A 17,201-nucleotide genomic window follows, 5' to 3' on the forward strand; every position below is an offset into this window, starting at 1 on the left:
TTCGGGTACGGACTTACGACGATGGGGGCGCCCTTCGTCAGGAAGGGTGCCCCCATCGTCGTACTAGGTGTGGTGCTGCCGTGGGCTACTCGGCGTCCTCGCTGTCGATGCCCAGGCCGGGCAGGAGGCCCGGGAGGAGCGGTGGAAGGGTGACGTCGGGTTCGGTGGTCGGGGGTTTGGTCTGGGTCGGGCTGGCGCCGCCGGTGTTCTTCGGCGGGTCCAGCAGGCCGCCGGTGCCGCCGCCGAGCAGGCCGTCGTCCTCGGTGTCGCCGGAGTCGGCGGGGCGGCTGGGGGTGCCCGTACGGGACTGGCCGCCGTCCGTCGTGCTCTGGTCGGTGCTGGGGGTGGAGGAGGACGCCTTGCCGGGGTCGGTGGAGCCGGTGGACCCGCCGGTGCCGGGGGCGCTCTCGCGGTTGCTGCCGTCCGTGCCTCCGCCGGTCTGCGCCGGGGGTTGCGGGAGCAGGGACTGGAGCGGGGCGACCTCTTGGTCTATGGCGTCGAAGACCGAGGTCACCTGCTCGCTGACGTCGCCGAGCTGGACCGGGAGCTTGTCGCGCAGGGCGCCCCAGGCCTCGCGGTGGGACTGCGAGAAGGAGGAGAGCGCCTGGATGGGGCCGAGCGAGTCGGGGTCGCGCTCGTAGACCGCGGTGAGCAGACGTTGGCCCTCGGTGGCGTCGTGGGTCATGCCGGACAGGGCGCGGCGGATCTCGCCCAGGGATTCGTGATCGAGGGGGCCACTGCGGCCCCGCTCCATCAGCCGGCGGGCCTCGCTCAGCCGGGTGGACGCCTGGTCGAGGTAGGCCTTGCCGCGCTCGTCGTCGCCGTCGGCGAGGCCGCGTTTGAAGTCCTCTATGCCGCGCTTGAGGCCGTAGAGCGAATCACCGGGGAGGGCGTCGGTGCTGGCCGCGGCGACGCCGCCGAAGGCGCCCGCCGCCACGCTGACGCTCAGGCCGCCGGCCGTGAGGCCCTTGGCGAGGCGGCTGCGCGGACGGAATTTCCCCAGCGAGGTCGCTCGGTGAGCACCCTTGCTTCTGCGGGACCTCTGCTCGGGTACCGAAGGGTCCCTTGCCACCCCTCCGGCGGTGCCCTCCTGGAGCATCGCCTCCATCGCGGCCACCAGTTGCGCCCGCTGAACGACCTTGACCTCGGGGTCCATCTCCGGTCGCGGCAGTTCGCCGAGACTCGACGCGAGGGCCAACAATCGGCCCTGCTCGGTCTGTTCGGCGGCTGCCGCGGCCGGTGGAGATCCCTCGGACGGCTCGGCCGCCGTGCCCTGGCCGGTCTGCTCCTCCAGGGCCTGGGCGAAGGCGTTCGCCCGCCGGTGCGCCGATACGTTCGCGATCACTGGCGGCACCTCCTCTCGTCATGACGGTCGACTCCCCAGGGGATCCTGAGGGTTGCACGCCCTGACCATGTGCACACGATCGAGTGATCGGCGTTGGCCGAGGCGTGACCACAGGGAGCCTGCATCCCGCACAACGAGCGGCGCGGCACTTGGGTTACGGACTGAGGATGATCGGATCGGGGAGTCAACGGACTTTCACTGACCGTGAGTTGATAGTTGCTGAACGTGTTTGAACGGCGTGGGGGGTCAGCGGGCGTCGTCGGGGAGCAATCGCGCGAGGGTGCGGACGGCTCGGTACTGGAGGGTCTTGATGGCGCCCTCGTTCTTGCCCATGACGCGGGCGGTCTCGGCGACGGACAGGCCCTGGAGGAAGCGCAGGGTCACGCATTCCTGCTGCTGGGGATTGAGCCGGCGGACGGCTTCGAGCAGGGCGGCGTTGGAGAGGGACTCCAGGACGGAGTCCTCCGGGGAGCGCTCGACCTCGTTGGCGTCGAGCATCTCGCCGGTGGTGACCTCCAGGCGGAAGCGGCTGGATTTGAAGTGGTCGGCGACCAGGTTGCGGGCGATGGTGACGAGCCAGGCGCCGAAGTCGCGGCCCTGCCAGGTGAACGTGCCGATGCGGCGCAGGGCACGCAGAAAGGTCTCGCTCGTGAGGTCTTCCGCGGTCGCCTTTCCGCCGACGCGGTAGTAGATGTAGCGGTAGACCGTGTCGCTGTACTGGTCGTAGAGGCGGCCGAAGGCTTCGGCCTCGCCGGCCTGGGCGCGCTCCACGAGATCCATCATTCGGGCGCTGTCGCTGTCGGCCGCGGGACGGCGGGCGGTGGCGGTCGCGGGGGCGGCGCCGGTCGTGCGGGACCGTCTGCCGACCGCGGCGGTGCCCTCGGCCAGTGCGTAGCACGGGCCTACGGGCGCGGTGGCGGAGGCGAGCGCGGGGATGGCGTACGCGGTGGGGACGAGGTCGCGCAGCAGTTCTTGGACCGTTGCGCGCAGCGTAGCCAGGCCCGAGGCGTCAACCCCGACGTGTGGGTACACGGGACTCCCAGAGGCAGAGCTTCCATCACGTGCAGTGCGGGACCGTTCACCCGTCGTAGCGACGGAGGGGTACCGGTTTGCGTCTGAGGAGAATAACGCTTCGTGCAGGTGCTGCTACACCCAGTTGCTCAAATCATCGATTACGTCGCTTCTGTAACCGGTTGACGGTCGATCAAGTGCCTGATGTTGAGCGATTGTTGATCGAATTGGGTTGGGTTGGGGGTGGAAGTGGGGCGTGTTGTGGCGGTGTGCGGACAACACGGGTGGTCAGGGGGTTTTGCGGGCACGGTGCGATGATTGGCCGGTTTTGGATATGGGGGGCATTGGAGTGAGGGGGGATGGTCGGGTGTGTCGGTGATTGTGCGGTGAGCGGTCATGTGGTGCGGGTCGGGGGGCACCCGCGCTTGGGGGAGGCACGACTGCCCGCAGCCACGACGGCGGGCGGGGGATCCTTCAGCGGCGTTTTCTGTGGAGGGCGATCGCTGCCGCGGTGCCGCCTGCCACCGCGCCCACTCCCGCCGCCGCCGGGATGCCGACCTTCGCTGCCTTGCGGCCGGTGCGGTAGTCGCGGAGGCGCCAGTCGAGGGTGCGGGCGTGTTTGCGGAGCTTGCTGTCGGGGTTGATGGCGTAGGGGTGGCCGACCAGGGACAGCATGGGGATGTCGTTGTGGGAGTCGCTGTAGGCCGCGCAGCGGGTCAGGTCCAGGTGCTGGGCCGCCGCCAGGGCGCGTACCGCCTCCGCCTTCGCCGGGCCGTGCAGGGGTTCGCCCACCAGTTTGCCGGTGTAGACGCCGTCGACGGACTCGGCGACCGTGCCCAGGGCGCCCGTCAGGCCCAGGCGGCGGGCGATGACCGTGGCGATCTCCACGGGGGCCGCGGTGACCAGCCAGACGCGCTGGCCGGCGTCCAGGTGGGCCTGGGCCAGGGCGCGGGTGCCGGGCCAGATGCGCTCGGCCATGTACTCGTCGTAGATCTCCTCGCCGATCGACATCAGCTCGGCGACCCGGTGGCCCTTGACGATGGACAGGGCGGACTCGCGGACGTCCTGCATGTGCTCCGGGTCCTCGAAACCGGCCAGCCGGAACCACGTCTGCTGCCAGGCGAACTTCAGCAGGTCGCCGGTCTCGAAGAACTTCCGCTTGTACAGGCCGCGCCCGTAGTGGAACAGCGCGGCGCCCTGCATGACGGTGTTGTCCAGGTCGAAGAAGGCGGCGGCTTTCGTGTCGCCGGGTACCGGGAACTCCGACTCCGGCGCCTGCTCCTCGTCGGGGACCTCGGGCTCGGTGCTCTTGCGCGCGGCCTCGGCCGAAGCCTCGCCTGCCAACACGCTCCGCGCCGTGGCGGGGCGCCTACGGGGGGTGAGCCATCGGAGAGCGGCCATGTCCGTGAGCATAGCCATTCTGTTCGGTGGTTCCGGAGTCGGGAGGTTTGCGGGGTGTGAACTCTCCGCATCTGTGACGTAAAGGGGGCGGCGGGCCGCGCTCGCGCGGGGGCGGCGGGACAATGGCGTCATGAGTCCCCTCTTTCGGCGGAAGGATCCCGCCCCGCACGCGCGCCTCGTCACCCTCGTCGGCAAGCCCGGATGCCATCTGTGCGACGACGCCCGGGCGGTGGTCGAGAAGGTCTGCGGGGAGGTGGGAGTGGTGTGGGAGGAGCGGGACATCACGGGTGACCAGGCCCTGTACGACCAGTACTGGGAGCAGATTCCGGTCGTGCTCGTCGACGGAGCGCAGCACACGTTCTGGCGGGTGGACGCGGATCGGCTGCGGAAAGCACTGACCGGCGGGTCCGGCCTATCCGGCTGATCCGACCGATCCGGCCAGTCCGGGCCGGTCTGAGTAGTCTGAAAATCGCTTAGGATCGATGGTGAATCGGTCTCGGGGGCGTTGATCGTAGAGGAGAGTGTGCGATTTGCCCCCCAGAGTCATGGGTCGGTGGTTCTTGTGCGCCGGTTCCCTGGGTAGTCGCCGGGAGTGCGTGACCCCGGTCACGTTCGCCGGGCAAATCGGACACCATCTTTGTGCACGCGTTCACAAAGACATAGCCTGCTGTCGACGGGGCGGTCCGAGGACACCGGAGACACACGCCCGCCCGCAGCCCCGCTCTACCCGCAGGAGCACCGTGGCAACTGGCCGAACTCACCGACCGGCGACCCGTAGCCGAGGGATTCCCGAGGCCACCGTCGCCCGGCTTCCGCTGTACCTCCGCGCCCTCACCGCGCTCTCCGAGCGTTCGGTGCCCACCGTCTCATCCGAGGAACTCGCGGCTGCGGCGGGGGTCAACTCCGCGAAGCTGCGCAAGGACTTCTCGTATCTGGGTTCCTACGGGACGCGTGGTGTGGGCTACGACGTCGAGTATCTCGTCTACCAGATCTCCCGTGAGCTGGGGCTGACCCAGGACTGGCCGGTTGTGATCGTCGGTATCGGTAATCTCGGCGCCGCGCTCGCCAACTACGGGGGGTTCGCCTCGCGCGGCTTCCGGGTGGCCTCGCTGATCGACGCCGACCCCGCGCTCACCGGCCGGACCGTCGCCGGGATCCCGGTGCGGCACGCGGACGACCTGGAGCAGATCATCCAGGACAACGGCGTGTCGATCGGTGTGATCGCGACCCCCGCGGGCGCCGCCCAGCAGGTCTGCGAGCGGCTGGTGGCCGCCGGGGTCACCTCCATCCTGAACTTCGCGCCGACCGTGCTGAACGTGCCGGACGGCGTGGACGTGCGCAAGGTCGACCTCTCCATCGAGTTGCAGATCCTCGCCTTCCACGAGCAGCGCAAGGCCGGTGAGGAGCACGCCGCCGCCGAGGCCGCCGCCGTACCCGCCGCTGCCGGGGCGAAGGAGTCCGCCGACCAGGGGCCCGACGGGGACGTACCCGCCGTGATGCCGGCATGAGTCTGCTCGTCGTCGGGCTGAGCCACCGCAGCGCCCCGGTCAGCGTCCTGGAGCGGGCCGCGCTGGGCGTGGACGCCCGGATCAAGCTGGCGCAGGACACGGTCGCCGCCGAGCCGGCCACCGAGGCCGCGGTGCTGGCCACCTGCAACCGCATCGAGCTGTACGCGGACGTCGACAAGTTCCACGCGGGCGTCGCCGAGCTGTCCACGCTGCTCGCCCAGCACAGCGGGGTCGGCCTGGAGGAACTCACTCCCTATCTCTATGTGCACTACGAGGACCGGGCCGTCCACCATCTGTTCTCGGTGGCCTGCGGCCTCGACTCCATGGTGATAGGCGAGGGGCAGATCCTCGGCCAGATCAAGGACGCGCTGGCGACCGCCCAGGAGCTGCACACCGCCGGGCGGCTGCTGAACGACCTGTTCCAGCAGTCCCTGCGGGTCGGCAAGCGCGCCCACTCCGAGACCGGCATCGACCGGGCCGGGCAGTCCCTGGTCAGCTTCGGGCTCCAGCAGCTCGCGGCGGGCGCGGACACCGACGGCTGGGCGCGCGGCAAAAGGGCCCTGGTGATCGGCGCGGGCTCGATGTCCTCGCTGGCCGCGGCCACCCTCGCGCGGGCCGGTGTCACCGAGGTCGTGATCGCCAACCGCACCGCCGAGCGCGCCGAGCGGCTGGCCGAGATACTGCACCGGAGCGACGACACGGACGTGGCGGCCCGCGCGGTACCGATGGACGCGGTGCCGGACGAGCTGACACGTGCCGACATCGCCGTCTCCTGTACCGGCGCGACCGGGCTCGTGCTCACCGCCGACCTGATCGCCGACGCCGTGCAGGGCCGTACGGGTGAGCCCGCCGTGGAGATCGACCCCGGCGCGGAGCCCCGTACGGTCGCGACCGCGGGGTTGCCGGCCACCTCTGTGGGGACCGAGGACGGGTGTCCGCTGGATCTGGCCGCCGTGCAGCCCGGGTTCTCCGTCATGGGTGAGGCCGCCGTCGCCGGGATGGACGCGGCGACGCTGGAGCAGCACGCCAACTGGGCCGCGGGCGGGGCCGCCGTCGAGCGGCGCGAGGCCGGGCGGCGCGGGGCCGACGCCCAGCTGATCACCGCGCTGGCCGCGACCGCCGCCACCGCCGGGCGGGTCCCCGAGCACCGCAAGCCGGAGCCGGTCGCCGAGGCGCCGCGCCCCGAGCCGGTGCTGTTCCTGCTCGACCTCGCCATGCCGCGGGACATCGACGCCGCCGTGCACCGGCTCGCCGGGGTGCGGCTGGTCGACATCGAGTCGCTCGCCGGGGCCTCCGCCGACGCGCCGATGGCCGCCGATGTCGACCTGGTGCGGGCCATCGTCACCGCCGAGGTCGCCGCGTTCGGCGCCGCCCAGCGGGCCGCCCACATCACCCCGACCGTGGTGGCCCTGCGGAGCATGGCCGCCGATGTCGTCACGCAGGAGATCGCCCGGCTGGAAGGCCGGCTGCCCGCGCTCGACGACCGGCACCGCGCCGAGATCACCCAGACCGTGCGGCGCGTCGTCGACAAGCTGCTGCACGCGCCGACCGTACGGGTCAAGCAGCTCGCGGCCGAACCCGGCGGCGCCGGGTACGCGGACGCGCTGCGCACCCTGTTCGACCTCGACCCCGAGACGGTCGCCGCCGTCTCCCGGGCCGAGAACAGCACGGAAGCCGAGGACCGACGGGTATGAGTGACAAGGCACTGAGACTGGGGACGCGGCGCAGCAAGCTCGCCATGGCCCAGTCGGGACTGGTGGCCGACGCCGTGCGCCGGGTGACCGGACGGCCGGTGGAACTCGTCGCGATCACCACGTACGGCGACACCTCCCGGGAGCAGCTCGCGCAGATCGGCGGCACCGGGGTGTTCGTCACCGCGCTGCGCGACGCGCTGGTGCGCGGCGAGGTCGATTTCGCCGTTCATTCGCTCAAGGACCTGCCGACCGCGCAGCCGGCCGGGCTGGCGCTGGCCGCCGTACCGCCGCGTGAGGACCCGCGCGATGTCATCGTCGCCCGGGATGCCCTGAAATTCACCGACCTGCCCGCCGCCTCCCCCACGGGGGTCGCCCGGATCGGGACCGGCTCGTCGCGCCGCATGGCGCAGCTGAACGCGTACGCGCGCGGCCATGGGCTGGACATCGAGATGGTGCCGATACGCGGAAACGTCGACACCCGCATCCGATACGTGCAGGATGGGGAACTCGACGCCGTCGTCCTCGCCGCCGCCGGGCTCAACCGGATGGGCCGGGGCGACGAGGTGACCGACTTCCTGTCGGTCGACACGATTTTGCCCGCCCCCGGCCAGGGGGCACTGGCGATCGAATGCACCGCGGACAACGCGGAGCTGATCGCCGCGCTCGGTGAGCTCGACGACCCGTTCACGCGGGCCGCCGTGACCGCCGAACGGTCCCTGCTCGCCGCCCTGGAGGCCGGCTGCTCCGCCCCCGTGGGCGCGCTGGCCGACCTTCTGGGCGGCGGGCAGATTGTCAAGGAAATGCGCCTGCGGGGCGTCGTCGGCACGACCGACGGCACCCGGATGGTGCAGCTGTCCACCACCGGTCCCGTGCCCGAGACGTACGAGGGCGCAGTGGCTCTCGGCCGCGAACTCGCCGCCGAGATGCTCGCCCAGGGCGCGGCCGGTCTGATGGGGGAGCGAGCACAGTGAGCCCCACCACCCTTCCCGCCGGTCCGGAACACGGGCACGTCACCTTCCTGGGTGCCGGACCCGGAGATCCGGGACTGCTTACCTTGCGCGCCGTGGAGGCGCTGGGCCACGCGGATGTGCTGGTCGCCGAGCATGAGGTGCTCGACGTCGTGCGCGTCCACGCGAGACCGGGCGTCGCCGTCGTGAACACGGACACGGATCCCTCCGGGGGCTCCGATCCGGGCACGGGCGCGCCTCAGCTCACGGTGGTTGACGGTGCGTCAACTACCGCCCGGGGCCCCGCTGAGCGGGATGCCGCACATCTTGTCATGCAGGCAGCGCGGGGCGGCAGGCGGGTGGTGCGTGCGGTGTCCGGGGACCCCGGGCTCGACACGTACGCCGCCGCCGAGATGCTCGCCTGCGTCGCCGCCGGGGTGCCCTTCGAGGTGGTGCCCGGGATCGCCGCCGCCGTCGGGGTGCCCGCCTACGCCGGGGTCCCGCTGCGGGACGCGGAGGGGGCGGACGTCCGGTTCGTGGACGCCCGTACCGCCTCCGACCGGTGCTGGACCGAGGTCGGCGCGTCGGACGGGACGGTCGTCGTGTCCACCTCGCTGGACTCGGTCGCCGCGGCGGCCGGTGAGCTGGTGTCGGCCGGCCGCAAGCCGGACACCCCGATCACCGTCACCGTCGGCGGGACCACGACCCGTCAGCGCACCTGGACCGCGACGCTCGGCACGATCGCGCAGACGCTGAAGCAGGCCAAGGTGCTGCCCTCGCCCGAGGGCGGGCGGCCGGTGATAGCCGTGGTCGGGGAGCGCAGTGCCGCCGCCCAGCGTGAACAGCTGTCGTGGTTCGAGTCCAAGGCGCTGTTCGGGTGGCGGGTGCTGGTGCCGCGGACCAAGGAACAGGCCGCGTCGCTCTCCGACCAACTGCGGTCGTACGGCGCCGTACCGCACGAGGTGCCGACCATCGCCGTCGAGCCGCCGCGCACGCCCCAGCAGATGGAGCGGGCCGTGAAGGGGCTGGTGACCGGGCGGTACGAGTGGATCGCCTTCACGTCCGTCAACGCGGTCAAGGCGGTGCGGGAGAAGTTCGAGGAGTACGGGCTCGATGCCCGTGCCTTCGCCGGGATCAAGGTCGCGGCGGTGGGGGAGCAGACGGCGAAGGCGCTGATCGCCTTCGGTGTGAAGCCTGATCTGGTGCCCAGTGGGGAGCAGTCGGCTGCGGGGTTGCTGGATGACTGGCCGCCGTACGATCCCGTGTTCGATCCGATCGACCGGGTGTTTCTGCCGCGGGCCGATATCGCCACGGAGACGCTGGTCGCCGGGTTGATCGAGCTGGGGTGGGAGGTGGATGACGTCACCGCGTACCGGACCGTGCGGGCGTCGCCGCCGCCGGCCGAGACGCGGGAGGCGATCAAGGGGGGTGGGTTCGACGCGGTGCTGTTCACCTCGTCCTCCACGGTGCGGAATCTGGTGGGGATCGCCGGGAAGCCGCACAACGTGACGGTGATCGCGTGTATCGGGCCGGCTACCGCCAAGACGGCCGAGGAGCATGGGCTCCGGGTGGATGTGATGGCTCCTGAGCCGTCTGTGCACAGGCTCGCGGAGGCGTTGGCCGAGTTTGGGACGCGGCGGCGGGCTGCGGCTGTTGAGGCGGGGGAGGCGGTTACTCGGCCCAGTGAGCGGAGGCCGGGGGCGCGGAGGCGTCGGTCTACGACGTGAGGTCTACGACGTAGGGCGTGGGGCGGGTTGCTTTGCGCGGGGGCGTTGGCAGGTGGCCGGTGCTGCTGTGCGGGGCGGGGGGTTTCGCTCGCCCGCGCTTGCGGGGTGCCTCCCGACTGCCCGCAGCCAAGGAGGGGAGGGCGACTGCCCTCGGCTGCGGGAGTAGCGTGGGGTTATGTCGACTTACGGTGTGTTTCCTGGGGGGCGGCCTCGGCGGTTGCGGGGGTCTGCTGTGATGCGGCGGATGGTGGCCGAGACTCGGTTGGATCCGGCGGACTTCATTCTGCCCGCGTTCGTGCGGGAGGGGGTGAGTGAGCCGGTGCCGATCGCGGCGATGCCCGGGGTGGTGCAGCACACGCGGGACAGTCTCAAGAAGGCCGCCGTCGAGGCCGTCGAGGCCGGGGTGTCCGGGATCATGCTCTTCGGGGTTCCGGAGGAGGGCAAGAAGGACGCCCTCGGGACGCCCGGTACCGATCCCGACGGGATTCTCCAGGTCGCGCTGCGGGACGTACGGGCCGAGGTCGGGGACGAACTGCTCGTCATGTCCGATCTCTGTCTCGACGAGACGACCGATCACGGGCACTGCGGGGTTCTCGACGCGCAGGGCCGGGTCGACAACGACGCCACCCTGGAGCGGTACGCCGAGATGGCCCAGGTCCAGGCCGACGCCGGTGCCCATGTCGTGGGGCCCAGCGGGATGATGGACGGCCAGGTCGGGGTCATCCGTGACGCCCTGGACCAGATCGGGCGCGAGGACGTGGCGATCCTCGCCTACACCGCCAAGTACTCCTCCGCCTTCTACGGGCCGTTCCGCGAGGCCGTCGCCTCCTCGCTCACCGGCGACCGCAAGACGTACCAGCAGGACCCCGCCAATGTGCGGGAGTCCCTGCGGGAGTTGGCCCTCGATCTGGCGGAGGGCGCCGACATGGTGATGGTCAAGCCCGCCGGGCCCTATCTCGACGTCCTCGCGCGGGTCGCGGACGCCGTCGATGTGCCGGTCGCCGCCTATCAGATCTCCGGCGAGTACTCGATGATCGAGGCCGCCGCCGAGAAGGGCTGGATCGACCGGGACCGGGCGATCATCGAGACGCTCATCGGCATCAAGCGGGCCGGCGCGCGGAACATCCTCACCTACTGGGCCACCGAAGTGGCCCGCAAGCTGCGCTGACCGGCCCGCCGGCGGGCGAGGGGCGGGTCAGTACAGGGCCGCCTCCACGTCCGCCTGCCAGTACGTGACCGACAGGGCGCTGTCGTAGTACACGCCCCCGGCCGGCAGCGCCGGAGTCGCCGACGGGCCGCCGTCGCTGTTCGGGGTCCTGCCCTGGAAGGCGATCGTCAGCTTCCTGCCGGTGTCGCCGCCGGTCCCGCTGCCGTCGCCCGCGCTCAGCCGGACGCCCGCGTACCCGGAACCGCCCGGCTCCAGCATCGGCACCGACTGCGGCCGGCTGTCCTCCATGGTCTGCGGCACCCACTGCATCTCGTCGAAGCGGAGCACCGGGGCGTACATCAGCGCGCAGGTCCGGGAACCGGTGTTGGTGACGGTCAGCAGGGCGTGGTTGAGGGGGCGGGGGACCTGCTGGACGGTTGTGGTGGTGTTCGAGCCGTTGCAGATGGTCAGCTCCGCCGGGGTGTCGTCCGGGGTGTCGTCCGGGGTGTTGTCCGAAGCGTCGTCCGGGGTGGCGGGGACGGTGGCGGGGGTGGCGGTTCCCGTGGCTCCGGCTGCCTCGGATCCGGTGTTCTCCTTCGTGGTCGACGGCTCCGGTGTGTTCTGGTCCTCGACCGTCGTCGACGCGCCCTCGTCGCGGGTGCCGGTGCCGTTCTCGCATGCCGTCAGGGCGAGGGCGGTGAGCGCGGCGCCGGTGGCGGCGAGCAGACGGGCGTGGCGGAACGTACGCATGGTGGTCCCCGTATCTGTGCTGTGCGGATGTTGCCGAGGCGTGGCCGCCCGGTCGGGTGACCGGGAGCGGCGTGCTTGGATGACCGGAGCTTGTGGGCTGTCCTGTCCCGGGCGCCACCGTCAGCGGGTGATCAGGGACGCTGGAACGGCCGCAACCGTCTGAGCTGGGGGAACGTCGTCCCCCTGGAACGGGGAAAGGGGACGAGGGGGATGGAGGAACGGGTGTCGGAAGGCAGCGCGGCGGGCGGGTTCGCGGCACTTCTGCGGGAGTTGAAGGAGCGCTCGGGGCTGAGTTACGGGGTGCTCGGCAAGCGGCTCCACATGAGTACGTCGACGCTGCACCGGTACTGCAACGGCGATGCCGTCCCCGTCGACTACGCGCCCGTCGAGCGTCTCGCCCGGCTCTGCAAGGCCACGCCGGAGGAACTCGTCGAGCTGCATCGGCGGTGGGTGCTGGCCGATGTGATGCGGGGGAGTGGGAAGAAGGGGGGACCTCCCGTCCAAGTCGGCTCCGGCGGGCGGGCCCCGCGGCTTCGGCGGCGTACCGTCGTGCTCGCCGGGGTGGCCGTGGCCGTTCTGCTCGGGGCCGTCGCGCTGGCCGTGGGGCTGCCCTCGGGAGGGGAAGGACAGGCGGGGGAGCCGCCCGGGGTGCCGGTCGGGGCCGCCGGGGTTTCGGGCCGTGCCTCCACCGGCGTGTCCGCCAGCCCCTCGCCCTCCGCGTCCGTCTCCCCGAGTGCGCCGTCCGTCGCGAGTGACGCGCCCCCGGCGTCGCTCTCCCCGGCGTCGCCCTCCCCGACGGCGACCGCCGATGGGGGCGGCGCGGTGGCCGATGCCGGGCCGCCGCTCACCGTGAACGTCCGACCCTACACCTGGGAAAACCCCTGCTCCCAGCACTATCTGATCGACCGGGAGCCCGCGGACGTCGGGCCGCCGCCCGTCGAGCAGGACGCGCCCGCCTGGGTGGGGGCGTACCAGGCGGTGTCGGCCGGGGAGCAGTTGGTGCGGCTGACCGTGCAGGGCACCGGCGCGGACACGGTGGTGATCGACGGGCTCCAGGTCCGGGTGGTCGGCCGGGACACACCGCTCGCCTGGAACGACTACGTGATGGGCGTCGGGTGCGGCGGGAACGTACCGGTGCGGCCCTTCAGCGTCGCCCTCGACGGGGCGCGTCCGCAGGTGGTGGCCGCGGCCGGGCAGCGGGACTTTCCGCTCAAGGTCAGCGAGTCCGACCCGGAGGTCTTCGAGATCACCGCGGACGCCTCGGCGTACGACGTGTCCTGGTATCTGGAGCTGAGCTGGTCCAGCGGGGACCGCACGGGCACGCTGCTCGTGGACGACGACGGGCGGCCGTTCCGCACGAGTGGCGGCAACGGACGGCCGGGGTACCAGTTTCCGCTCGGCGGCGAGGAATGGGTCGACGCGGTGGACGGGAGTGAGGGGGACGGCGAGGGGCCCTGAGGGCAGGGCAGGTCAGGTGGGGCGGGGCCGGGTGCGTCGGTCCGGTGTCCGGATGGCGGAAATGTCTGTGCAGGGTGCAGGCATCTTCCTAGGCTGCCCGCACTCGCCGCACCCCGCCGTCGAAGGAGCCGCCGCCTCATGACCGTCGCCGAGCCTGTCCGCGTTCCCGCCCCCGCTCCCCTCCCCCCGGCCCCTGCCGCCCCCACGCCCCCGCTCGCCGCCCGGACGCGGGCGATCGGGGGGTCCCCGGTGCGGGACATCCTCGCCGTGACCGCGCGGCCCGAGGTGATCAACTTCGCGGGTGGGCTGCCCGCGCCCGCGCTGTTCGACGTGGCAGGGATCGCGGACGCGTTCCGCGCGGTGCTCGACGAGATGCCGGGGCGTGCCCTCCAGTACGCCACCACCGAGGGCGAGCCCGTGCTACGGGCCGCGCTGGCCGCCCGGATCACCGCGCGCGGCCTCACCACCGGCGCCGACGACCTGCTCGTCACCACCGGATCGCAGCAGGCGCTGTCCCTGCTCGCCACCGCCCTCCTCGAACCCGGGGACGCCGTGCTGGTGGAGGAGCCCTGTTATCTGGCCGCCCTCCAGGCGTTCGGGTTCGCCGGGGCGCGGGTCGTCACGGTGCCCGGGGACGAGCACGGCGTCGACCCGGTGGCGCTGGAGGAACTGGTGGTGCGGGAGCGGCCCAAGCTGCTCTACACCGTGCCCACCTTCCAGAACCCCACCGGCCGTACCCTGCCCGCCGACCGCCGGGCCGCCGTCGCGGCCGTCGCCGCCCGGCGCGGGCTGTGGATCGTCGAGGACGACCCGTACGGCGAACTGCGCTTCGAGGGTGAGCGGGTGCCGTGGATCGCCTCCCGTGAGGGAGGTGCCGACCGGGTCGCGCTGCTCGGCTCCTTCTCCAAGGTCATGGCGCCGGGGCTGCGGCTCGGCTGGCTGCGCGGGCCCGCCGCCCTGCTGCGCGCCTGCGCGGTCGCCAAACAGGCGGCCGACCTGCACACCCCGACCGTCAACCAGCTCGCCGCCGCCCGCTATCTCGCCGACCGCGATCTCGACGCGCACGTGGGCAAGGTCGCCGCCGTCTACCGCGAGCGGCGGGACGCCATGCTGGCCGGGCTGCCGGACGCGCTCCCCGAGGGCTCGGTGTGGAGCAGGCCCGAGGGCGGCATGTTCCTCTGGGCGCGGCTGCCGCAGTCGTACGACACGACGGAACTGCTGCGGCGCGTGGTGGCGCACGACGTGGCCTATGTGCCGGGTGCCCCCTTCTACACCGGGGTCCCCGACCGCGCGACCCTGCGGCTGTGCTTCGTGACGCAGACGCCGGAGGAGATCGGGGAGGGGCTGCGGCGGTTGCGGGCCGGGCTCGGCCACTGAGCCGGCCAGGCTCTCCGGTGATCCGCCGCAGCCTCTTCTCGTGGCTCCCGCCTCACTTCACCGGTACGACCCTGACGCTGAACCGGTGGGTGCCGAGGGCCCCCGCGATCCCCAGGAAGAGGTACGCGTAGTGCTCCTGGCCGGCGGCGGCCGAGATGCCGCCGAGGTCCAGCTGGGACTCCTCGGGCCAGCCGAGGTCGGCGAGCAGCGCCGAGGCGATCTGTTTGGCGTCGGGGTCGTCCCCCGACAGGAACTGGGTGCTGGGGCCGGACAGCAGATCCGGGTCCACCATGACGGCCGCGTCCACCGTGGTGAACGTCTTCACCACCCGGACCTTCGGGAACGTCCGCTGGATCTCCTCGCCGAGCGATTCACCGAGGTGCGAGAGCACCCCCTCGGGGGTGAAGCCGACCGCGATGTCGATCAGCACCTTGCCGCTGAGTGAGTCCTCGCCGAGCCCGGCGAGCAGCGCGATCGACTCGGTGCCGGGAGTGGCGTTCACCAGGACCTCACCGTGGGCGGCGGCGTCCTGGACGGTCGTTGTGGGCAGAGCCAGGCCGCTGCGGGCCCCGGGGTCGCGTGAGCCGAGCCGGACGTCGTGCCCGGCGGTGATCAGACGGGGAGCGAGTGCACGGGCCACATTGCCGGTGCCGAGGATTCCAATACGCATACCGGGACGCTAGGCGCGGCCCACCCCGGCCGGTATCGGCCGGGGGGACCATCGGGGGACCGGGCGGGACCTACGTCCCCGGTCCCCCGGCCTCGGTCTTCGGACTCGGTTTCCGGTCCGGGGCTTGTGGTCCGGGGCTTGTGGTCTGTCCTACGGTCCGGGCGGGCGCCCGGGGGTCAGAGCCGGTCGGGGGTGCGGATGCCCAGCAGGGCCATGCCCCGGTGCAGGGTGCGGGCGGTGAGATCGACCAGGAACAGCCGGTTCTCCGTCTGCTCCGGGGTGTCCGCCTTCAGGACCGGGCACTGGTCGTAGAACGACGTCAGATGCGACGCCAGCTGGTACAGATACGCGGCCAGCTTGTGCGGCTCGTACGTCCGCGCCGACTCCAGGACCGTCTCCCCGAACTGGTCCAGGTGCAGGCCCAGCGCGCGCTCCGCCGGGGCCAGCGGCAGCTCCGGGTGGGCGGCGGGGCGGGCCTCGCCGGCCTTGCGGAGGATGGACCGGATCCGCGCGTACGCGTACTGGAGGTACACCGAGGTGTCGCCGTTGAGCGAGACCATCTGGTCCAGGTCGAACTTGTAGTCCCGTACGGCGGACGTGGACAGGTCGGCGTACTTCACCGCGCCGACGCCGACCCACCGGCCGTTCTCCTCGATCTCCGGCTCCGACAGGCCCACCTTCTCGGCCTTCTCCCGGACCACGGCCGTCGCCCGGTCCACCGCCTCGTCCAGCAGGTCCTCCAGCTTGACCGTCTCGCCCTCACGGGTCTTGAACGGCTTGCCGTCCTTGCCGAGGACCGTGCCGAACGCCAGCTGGTGCGCCTTGACGTCGTCGTTCAGCCAGCCGGCCCGGCGGGCGGTCTCGAAGACCATCCGGAAGTGCAGGGACTGGCGGGCGTCGACGACGTAGAGGAGCGTGTTCGCCTTGAGGTGGAAGACACGGTCGCGGATCGCGGAGAGGTCGGTGGCCGCGTAGCCGTAGCCGCCGTCCGACTTCTGGACGATCAGGGGGACCGGGTTGCCGTCCTGGCCCAAGATGTCGTCGAAGAACACGCACAGCGCGCCCTCGCTGCGGACCGCGACGCCCGACTCCTCCAGCAGGCGGCAGGTCTCGGCGAGCATGTCGTTGTACCCGGACTCGCCGACGATGTCCGGGTCCCGGACCTCCATGTCCAGCTTCTCGAAGACGGAGAAGAAGTAGATCTTCGACTCGTCCACGAACTTCTGCCAGGTCGCGAGCGTGCGCTCGTCGCCCGCCTGGAGGTCCACCACCCGGCGCCGGGCCCTGGTCTTGAACTCCTCGTCGGAGTCGAACAGCCTGCGGGCGGTCTTGTAGAGGCGGTCCAGGTTGGACATCGCCTGCTCGCCGCTGACCTCGGTGTCCCCGGTGGTTCCGGCTGCGCCGGTGGACTTGTGGTCCAGTTCGTGCGGGTGCTCGTCCAGGTACTGGATCAGCATGCCGAACTGGGTGCCCCAGTCGCCGATGTGGTGGCGGCGGATCACCTGCTCGCCGGTGAACTCCAGGAGCTGGACCACCGCGTCGCCGATCACCGCGGAGCGGAGGTGCCCGACGTGCATCTCCTTCGCCACGTTGGGCTGGGCGTAGTCGATGACGGTCGTGCCCGGGTGCGGGTCGGTGGGGACGCCGAGACGGCCCGTGTCGTCCGCGTAGCGCTCCGCGAGGGTACGGGTGATCGCCTGGTCGGCGATCGTGATGTTCAGGAAGCCGGGGCCGGAGACCTCGATGTCCTTGATCACATCGCCGGTGGTGAGGTGGGCGACGACCTGGGCCGCCAGCTCGCGGGGGTTCTGCTTCTGCTTCTTGGCCAGGGCGAGGATGCCGTTGGCCTGGAAGTCGGCTCGGTCGCTTCGGCGCAGCGAAGGGTCTCCGACGGGGGCCGGGAGGGCGGTGGTGATCGCGTCGGTGAGTTGTGCGGTGACGTTGTCGCTGAGGGAGGTGACCGAGGGCATGGAGGGGGTGCCGTTTCTCCTCGATGGGGTTGCTTAGACACGGTCAGTATTTCATGGGGGGTGTAGCGGTTTTTTGGCTGCGGGCCGGTGGGGGCTGGTCGCGCAGTTCCCCGCGCCCCTGGGGGGGTGGGGGGGGGGGGGGGCGCCCCCCCCCCCCCCCCCCCCCCCCGCGTGGAGTGTGGGGGGGGCGCGCCAC

14 protein-coding genes are annotated in these 17,201 nt (G+C 71.7%); 8 read left to right on the top strand and 6 right to left on the bottom strand.

Features of this window, described 5'->3' with window-relative positions; genetic code table 11:
• Nucleotides 1-85: 85 nt before the first annotated feature.
• The 3 genes from ACFXAZ_RS00005 to ACFXAZ_RS00015 form a co-directional block, all read right to left on the bottom strand.
• On the bottom strand, nucleotides 86-1,345 hold the full coding sequence (locus tag ACFXAZ_RS00005) for a DUF5667 domain-containing protein (RefSeq protein ID WP_384582507.1): 1,260 nt from the start codon (nucleotides 1,343-1,345) through the stop codon (nucleotides 86-88).
• Between the two features lie 246 nt (nucleotides 1,346-1,591).
• A complete protein-coding gene (locus ACFXAZ_RS00010) occupies nucleotides 1,592-2,377 on the bottom strand; it encodes an ECF subfamily RNA polymerase sigma factor, BldN family (RefSeq protein ID WP_382680185.1) in 786 nt (261 codons plus the stop codon).
• 453 nt (nucleotides 2,378-2,830) lie between these two features.
• Nucleotides 2,831-3,757 (bottom strand): HAD family hydrolase, encoded by a 927-nt coding sequence (locus ACFXAZ_RS00015; RefSeq protein ID WP_384582511.1) that lies wholly within the window; start codon nucleotides 3,755-3,757, stop codon nucleotides 2,831-2,833.
• 130 nt (nucleotides 3,758-3,887) lie between these two features.
• Here ACFXAZ_RS00015 and ACFXAZ_RS00020 point away from each other — a divergent pair, with 130 nt between their 5' ends.
• The 6 genes from ACFXAZ_RS00020 to hemB all read left to right on the top strand — a co-directional run bounded on the left by ACFXAZ_RS00020 (nucleotide 3,888) and on the right by hemB (nucleotide 10,801).
• A complete protein-coding gene (locus ACFXAZ_RS00020; RefSeq protein ID WP_384582514.1) occupies nucleotides 3,888-4,181 on the top strand; it encodes a glutaredoxin family protein in 294 nt (97 codons plus the stop codon).
• Between the two features lie 316 nt (nucleotides 4,182-4,497).
• On the top strand, nucleotides 4,498-5,265 hold the full coding sequence (locus ACFXAZ_RS00025) for a redox-sensing transcriptional repressor Rex (protein WP_384582517.1): 768 nt from the start codon (nucleotides 4,498-4,500) through the stop codon (nucleotides 5,263-5,265).
• Nucleotides 5,262-6,959, top strand: a complete 1,698-nt coding sequence (locus ACFXAZ_RS00030) for a glutamyl-tRNA reductase (RefSeq protein WP_384582520.1) — start codon at nucleotides 5,262-5,264, stop codon at nucleotides 6,957-6,959. The genes ACFXAZ_RS00025 and ACFXAZ_RS00030 overlap by 4 nt, the downstream gene beginning before the upstream one ends.
• Nucleotides 6,956-7,930 (top strand): hydroxymethylbilane synthase, encoded by a 975-nt coding sequence (hemC, locus tag ACFXAZ_RS00035; RefSeq protein ID WP_384582523.1) that lies wholly within the window; start codon nucleotides 6,956-6,958, stop codon nucleotides 7,928-7,930. Before ACFXAZ_RS00030 ends, hemC begins: the two co-directional genes overlap by 4 nt.
• The gene (locus tag ACFXAZ_RS00040) at nucleotides 7,927-9,633 is read left to right on the top strand and encodes a uroporphyrinogen-III synthase (protein WP_384582526.1); all 1,707 of its coding nucleotides are present in this window, start codon (nucleotides 7,927-7,929) and stop codon (nucleotides 9,631-9,633) included. The genes hemC and ACFXAZ_RS00040 overlap by 4 nt, the downstream gene beginning before the upstream one ends.
• 175 nt (nucleotides 9,634-9,808) lie before the next feature.
• Entirely contained in the window at nucleotides 9,809-10,801 is a 993-nt protein-coding gene (hemB, locus tag ACFXAZ_RS00045) for a porphobilinogen synthase (protein ID WP_384582529.1), read from the top strand.
• A gap of 27 nt (nucleotides 10,802-10,828) precedes the next feature.
• Here the strand turns inward: hemB and ACFXAZ_RS00050 are convergent, their stop codons facing one another.
• Nucleotides 10,829-11,530, bottom strand: coding sequence for a DUF4232 domain-containing protein (locus ACFXAZ_RS00050; protein WP_384582532.1), 702 nt, complete (start codon nucleotides 11,528-11,530; stop codon nucleotides 10,829-10,831).
• A gap of 222 nt (nucleotides 11,531-11,752) precedes the next feature.
• Between ACFXAZ_RS00050 and ACFXAZ_RS00055 the strand changes: the two genes are divergently transcribed.
• Together ACFXAZ_RS00055 and ACFXAZ_RS00060 are read left to right on the top strand one after the other, a co-directional pair.
• On the top strand, nucleotides 11,753-12,988 hold the full coding sequence (locus ACFXAZ_RS00055) for a helix-turn-helix domain-containing protein (protein WP_384582535.1): 1,236 nt from the start codon (nucleotides 11,753-11,755) through the stop codon (nucleotides 12,986-12,988).
• Between the two features lie 138 nt (nucleotides 12,989-13,126).
• Nucleotides 13,127-14,365: a PLP-dependent aminotransferase family protein gene (locus ACFXAZ_RS00060; protein WP_384582538.1), complete on the top strand. Its 1,239-nt coding sequence runs from the start codon at nucleotides 13,127-13,129 to the stop codon at nucleotides 14,363-14,365.
• Between the two features lie 52 nt (nucleotides 14,366-14,417).
• Here ACFXAZ_RS00060 and ACFXAZ_RS00065 read toward each other — a convergent pair whose 3' ends face one another.
• A complete protein-coding gene (locus ACFXAZ_RS00065) occupies nucleotides 14,418-15,035 on the bottom strand; it encodes an NADPH-dependent F420 reductase (RefSeq protein WP_384582541.1) in 618 nt (205 codons plus the stop codon).
• A gap of 176 nt (nucleotides 15,036-15,211) precedes the next feature.
• Nucleotides 15,212-17,005 (bottom strand): arginine--tRNA ligase, encoded by a 1,794-nt coding sequence (gene argS, locus ACFXAZ_RS00070; RefSeq protein WP_384582544.1) that lies wholly within the window; start codon nucleotides 17,003-17,005, stop codon nucleotides 15,212-15,214.
• Nucleotides 17,006-17,201 lie beyond the last annotated feature (196 nt).

The sequence above is a fragment of the Streptomyces sp. NPDC059477 genome, from assembly GCF_042749375.1.
Taxonomy (GTDB): Bacteria; Actinomycetota; Actinomycetes; order Streptomycetales; family Streptomycetaceae; genus Streptomyces.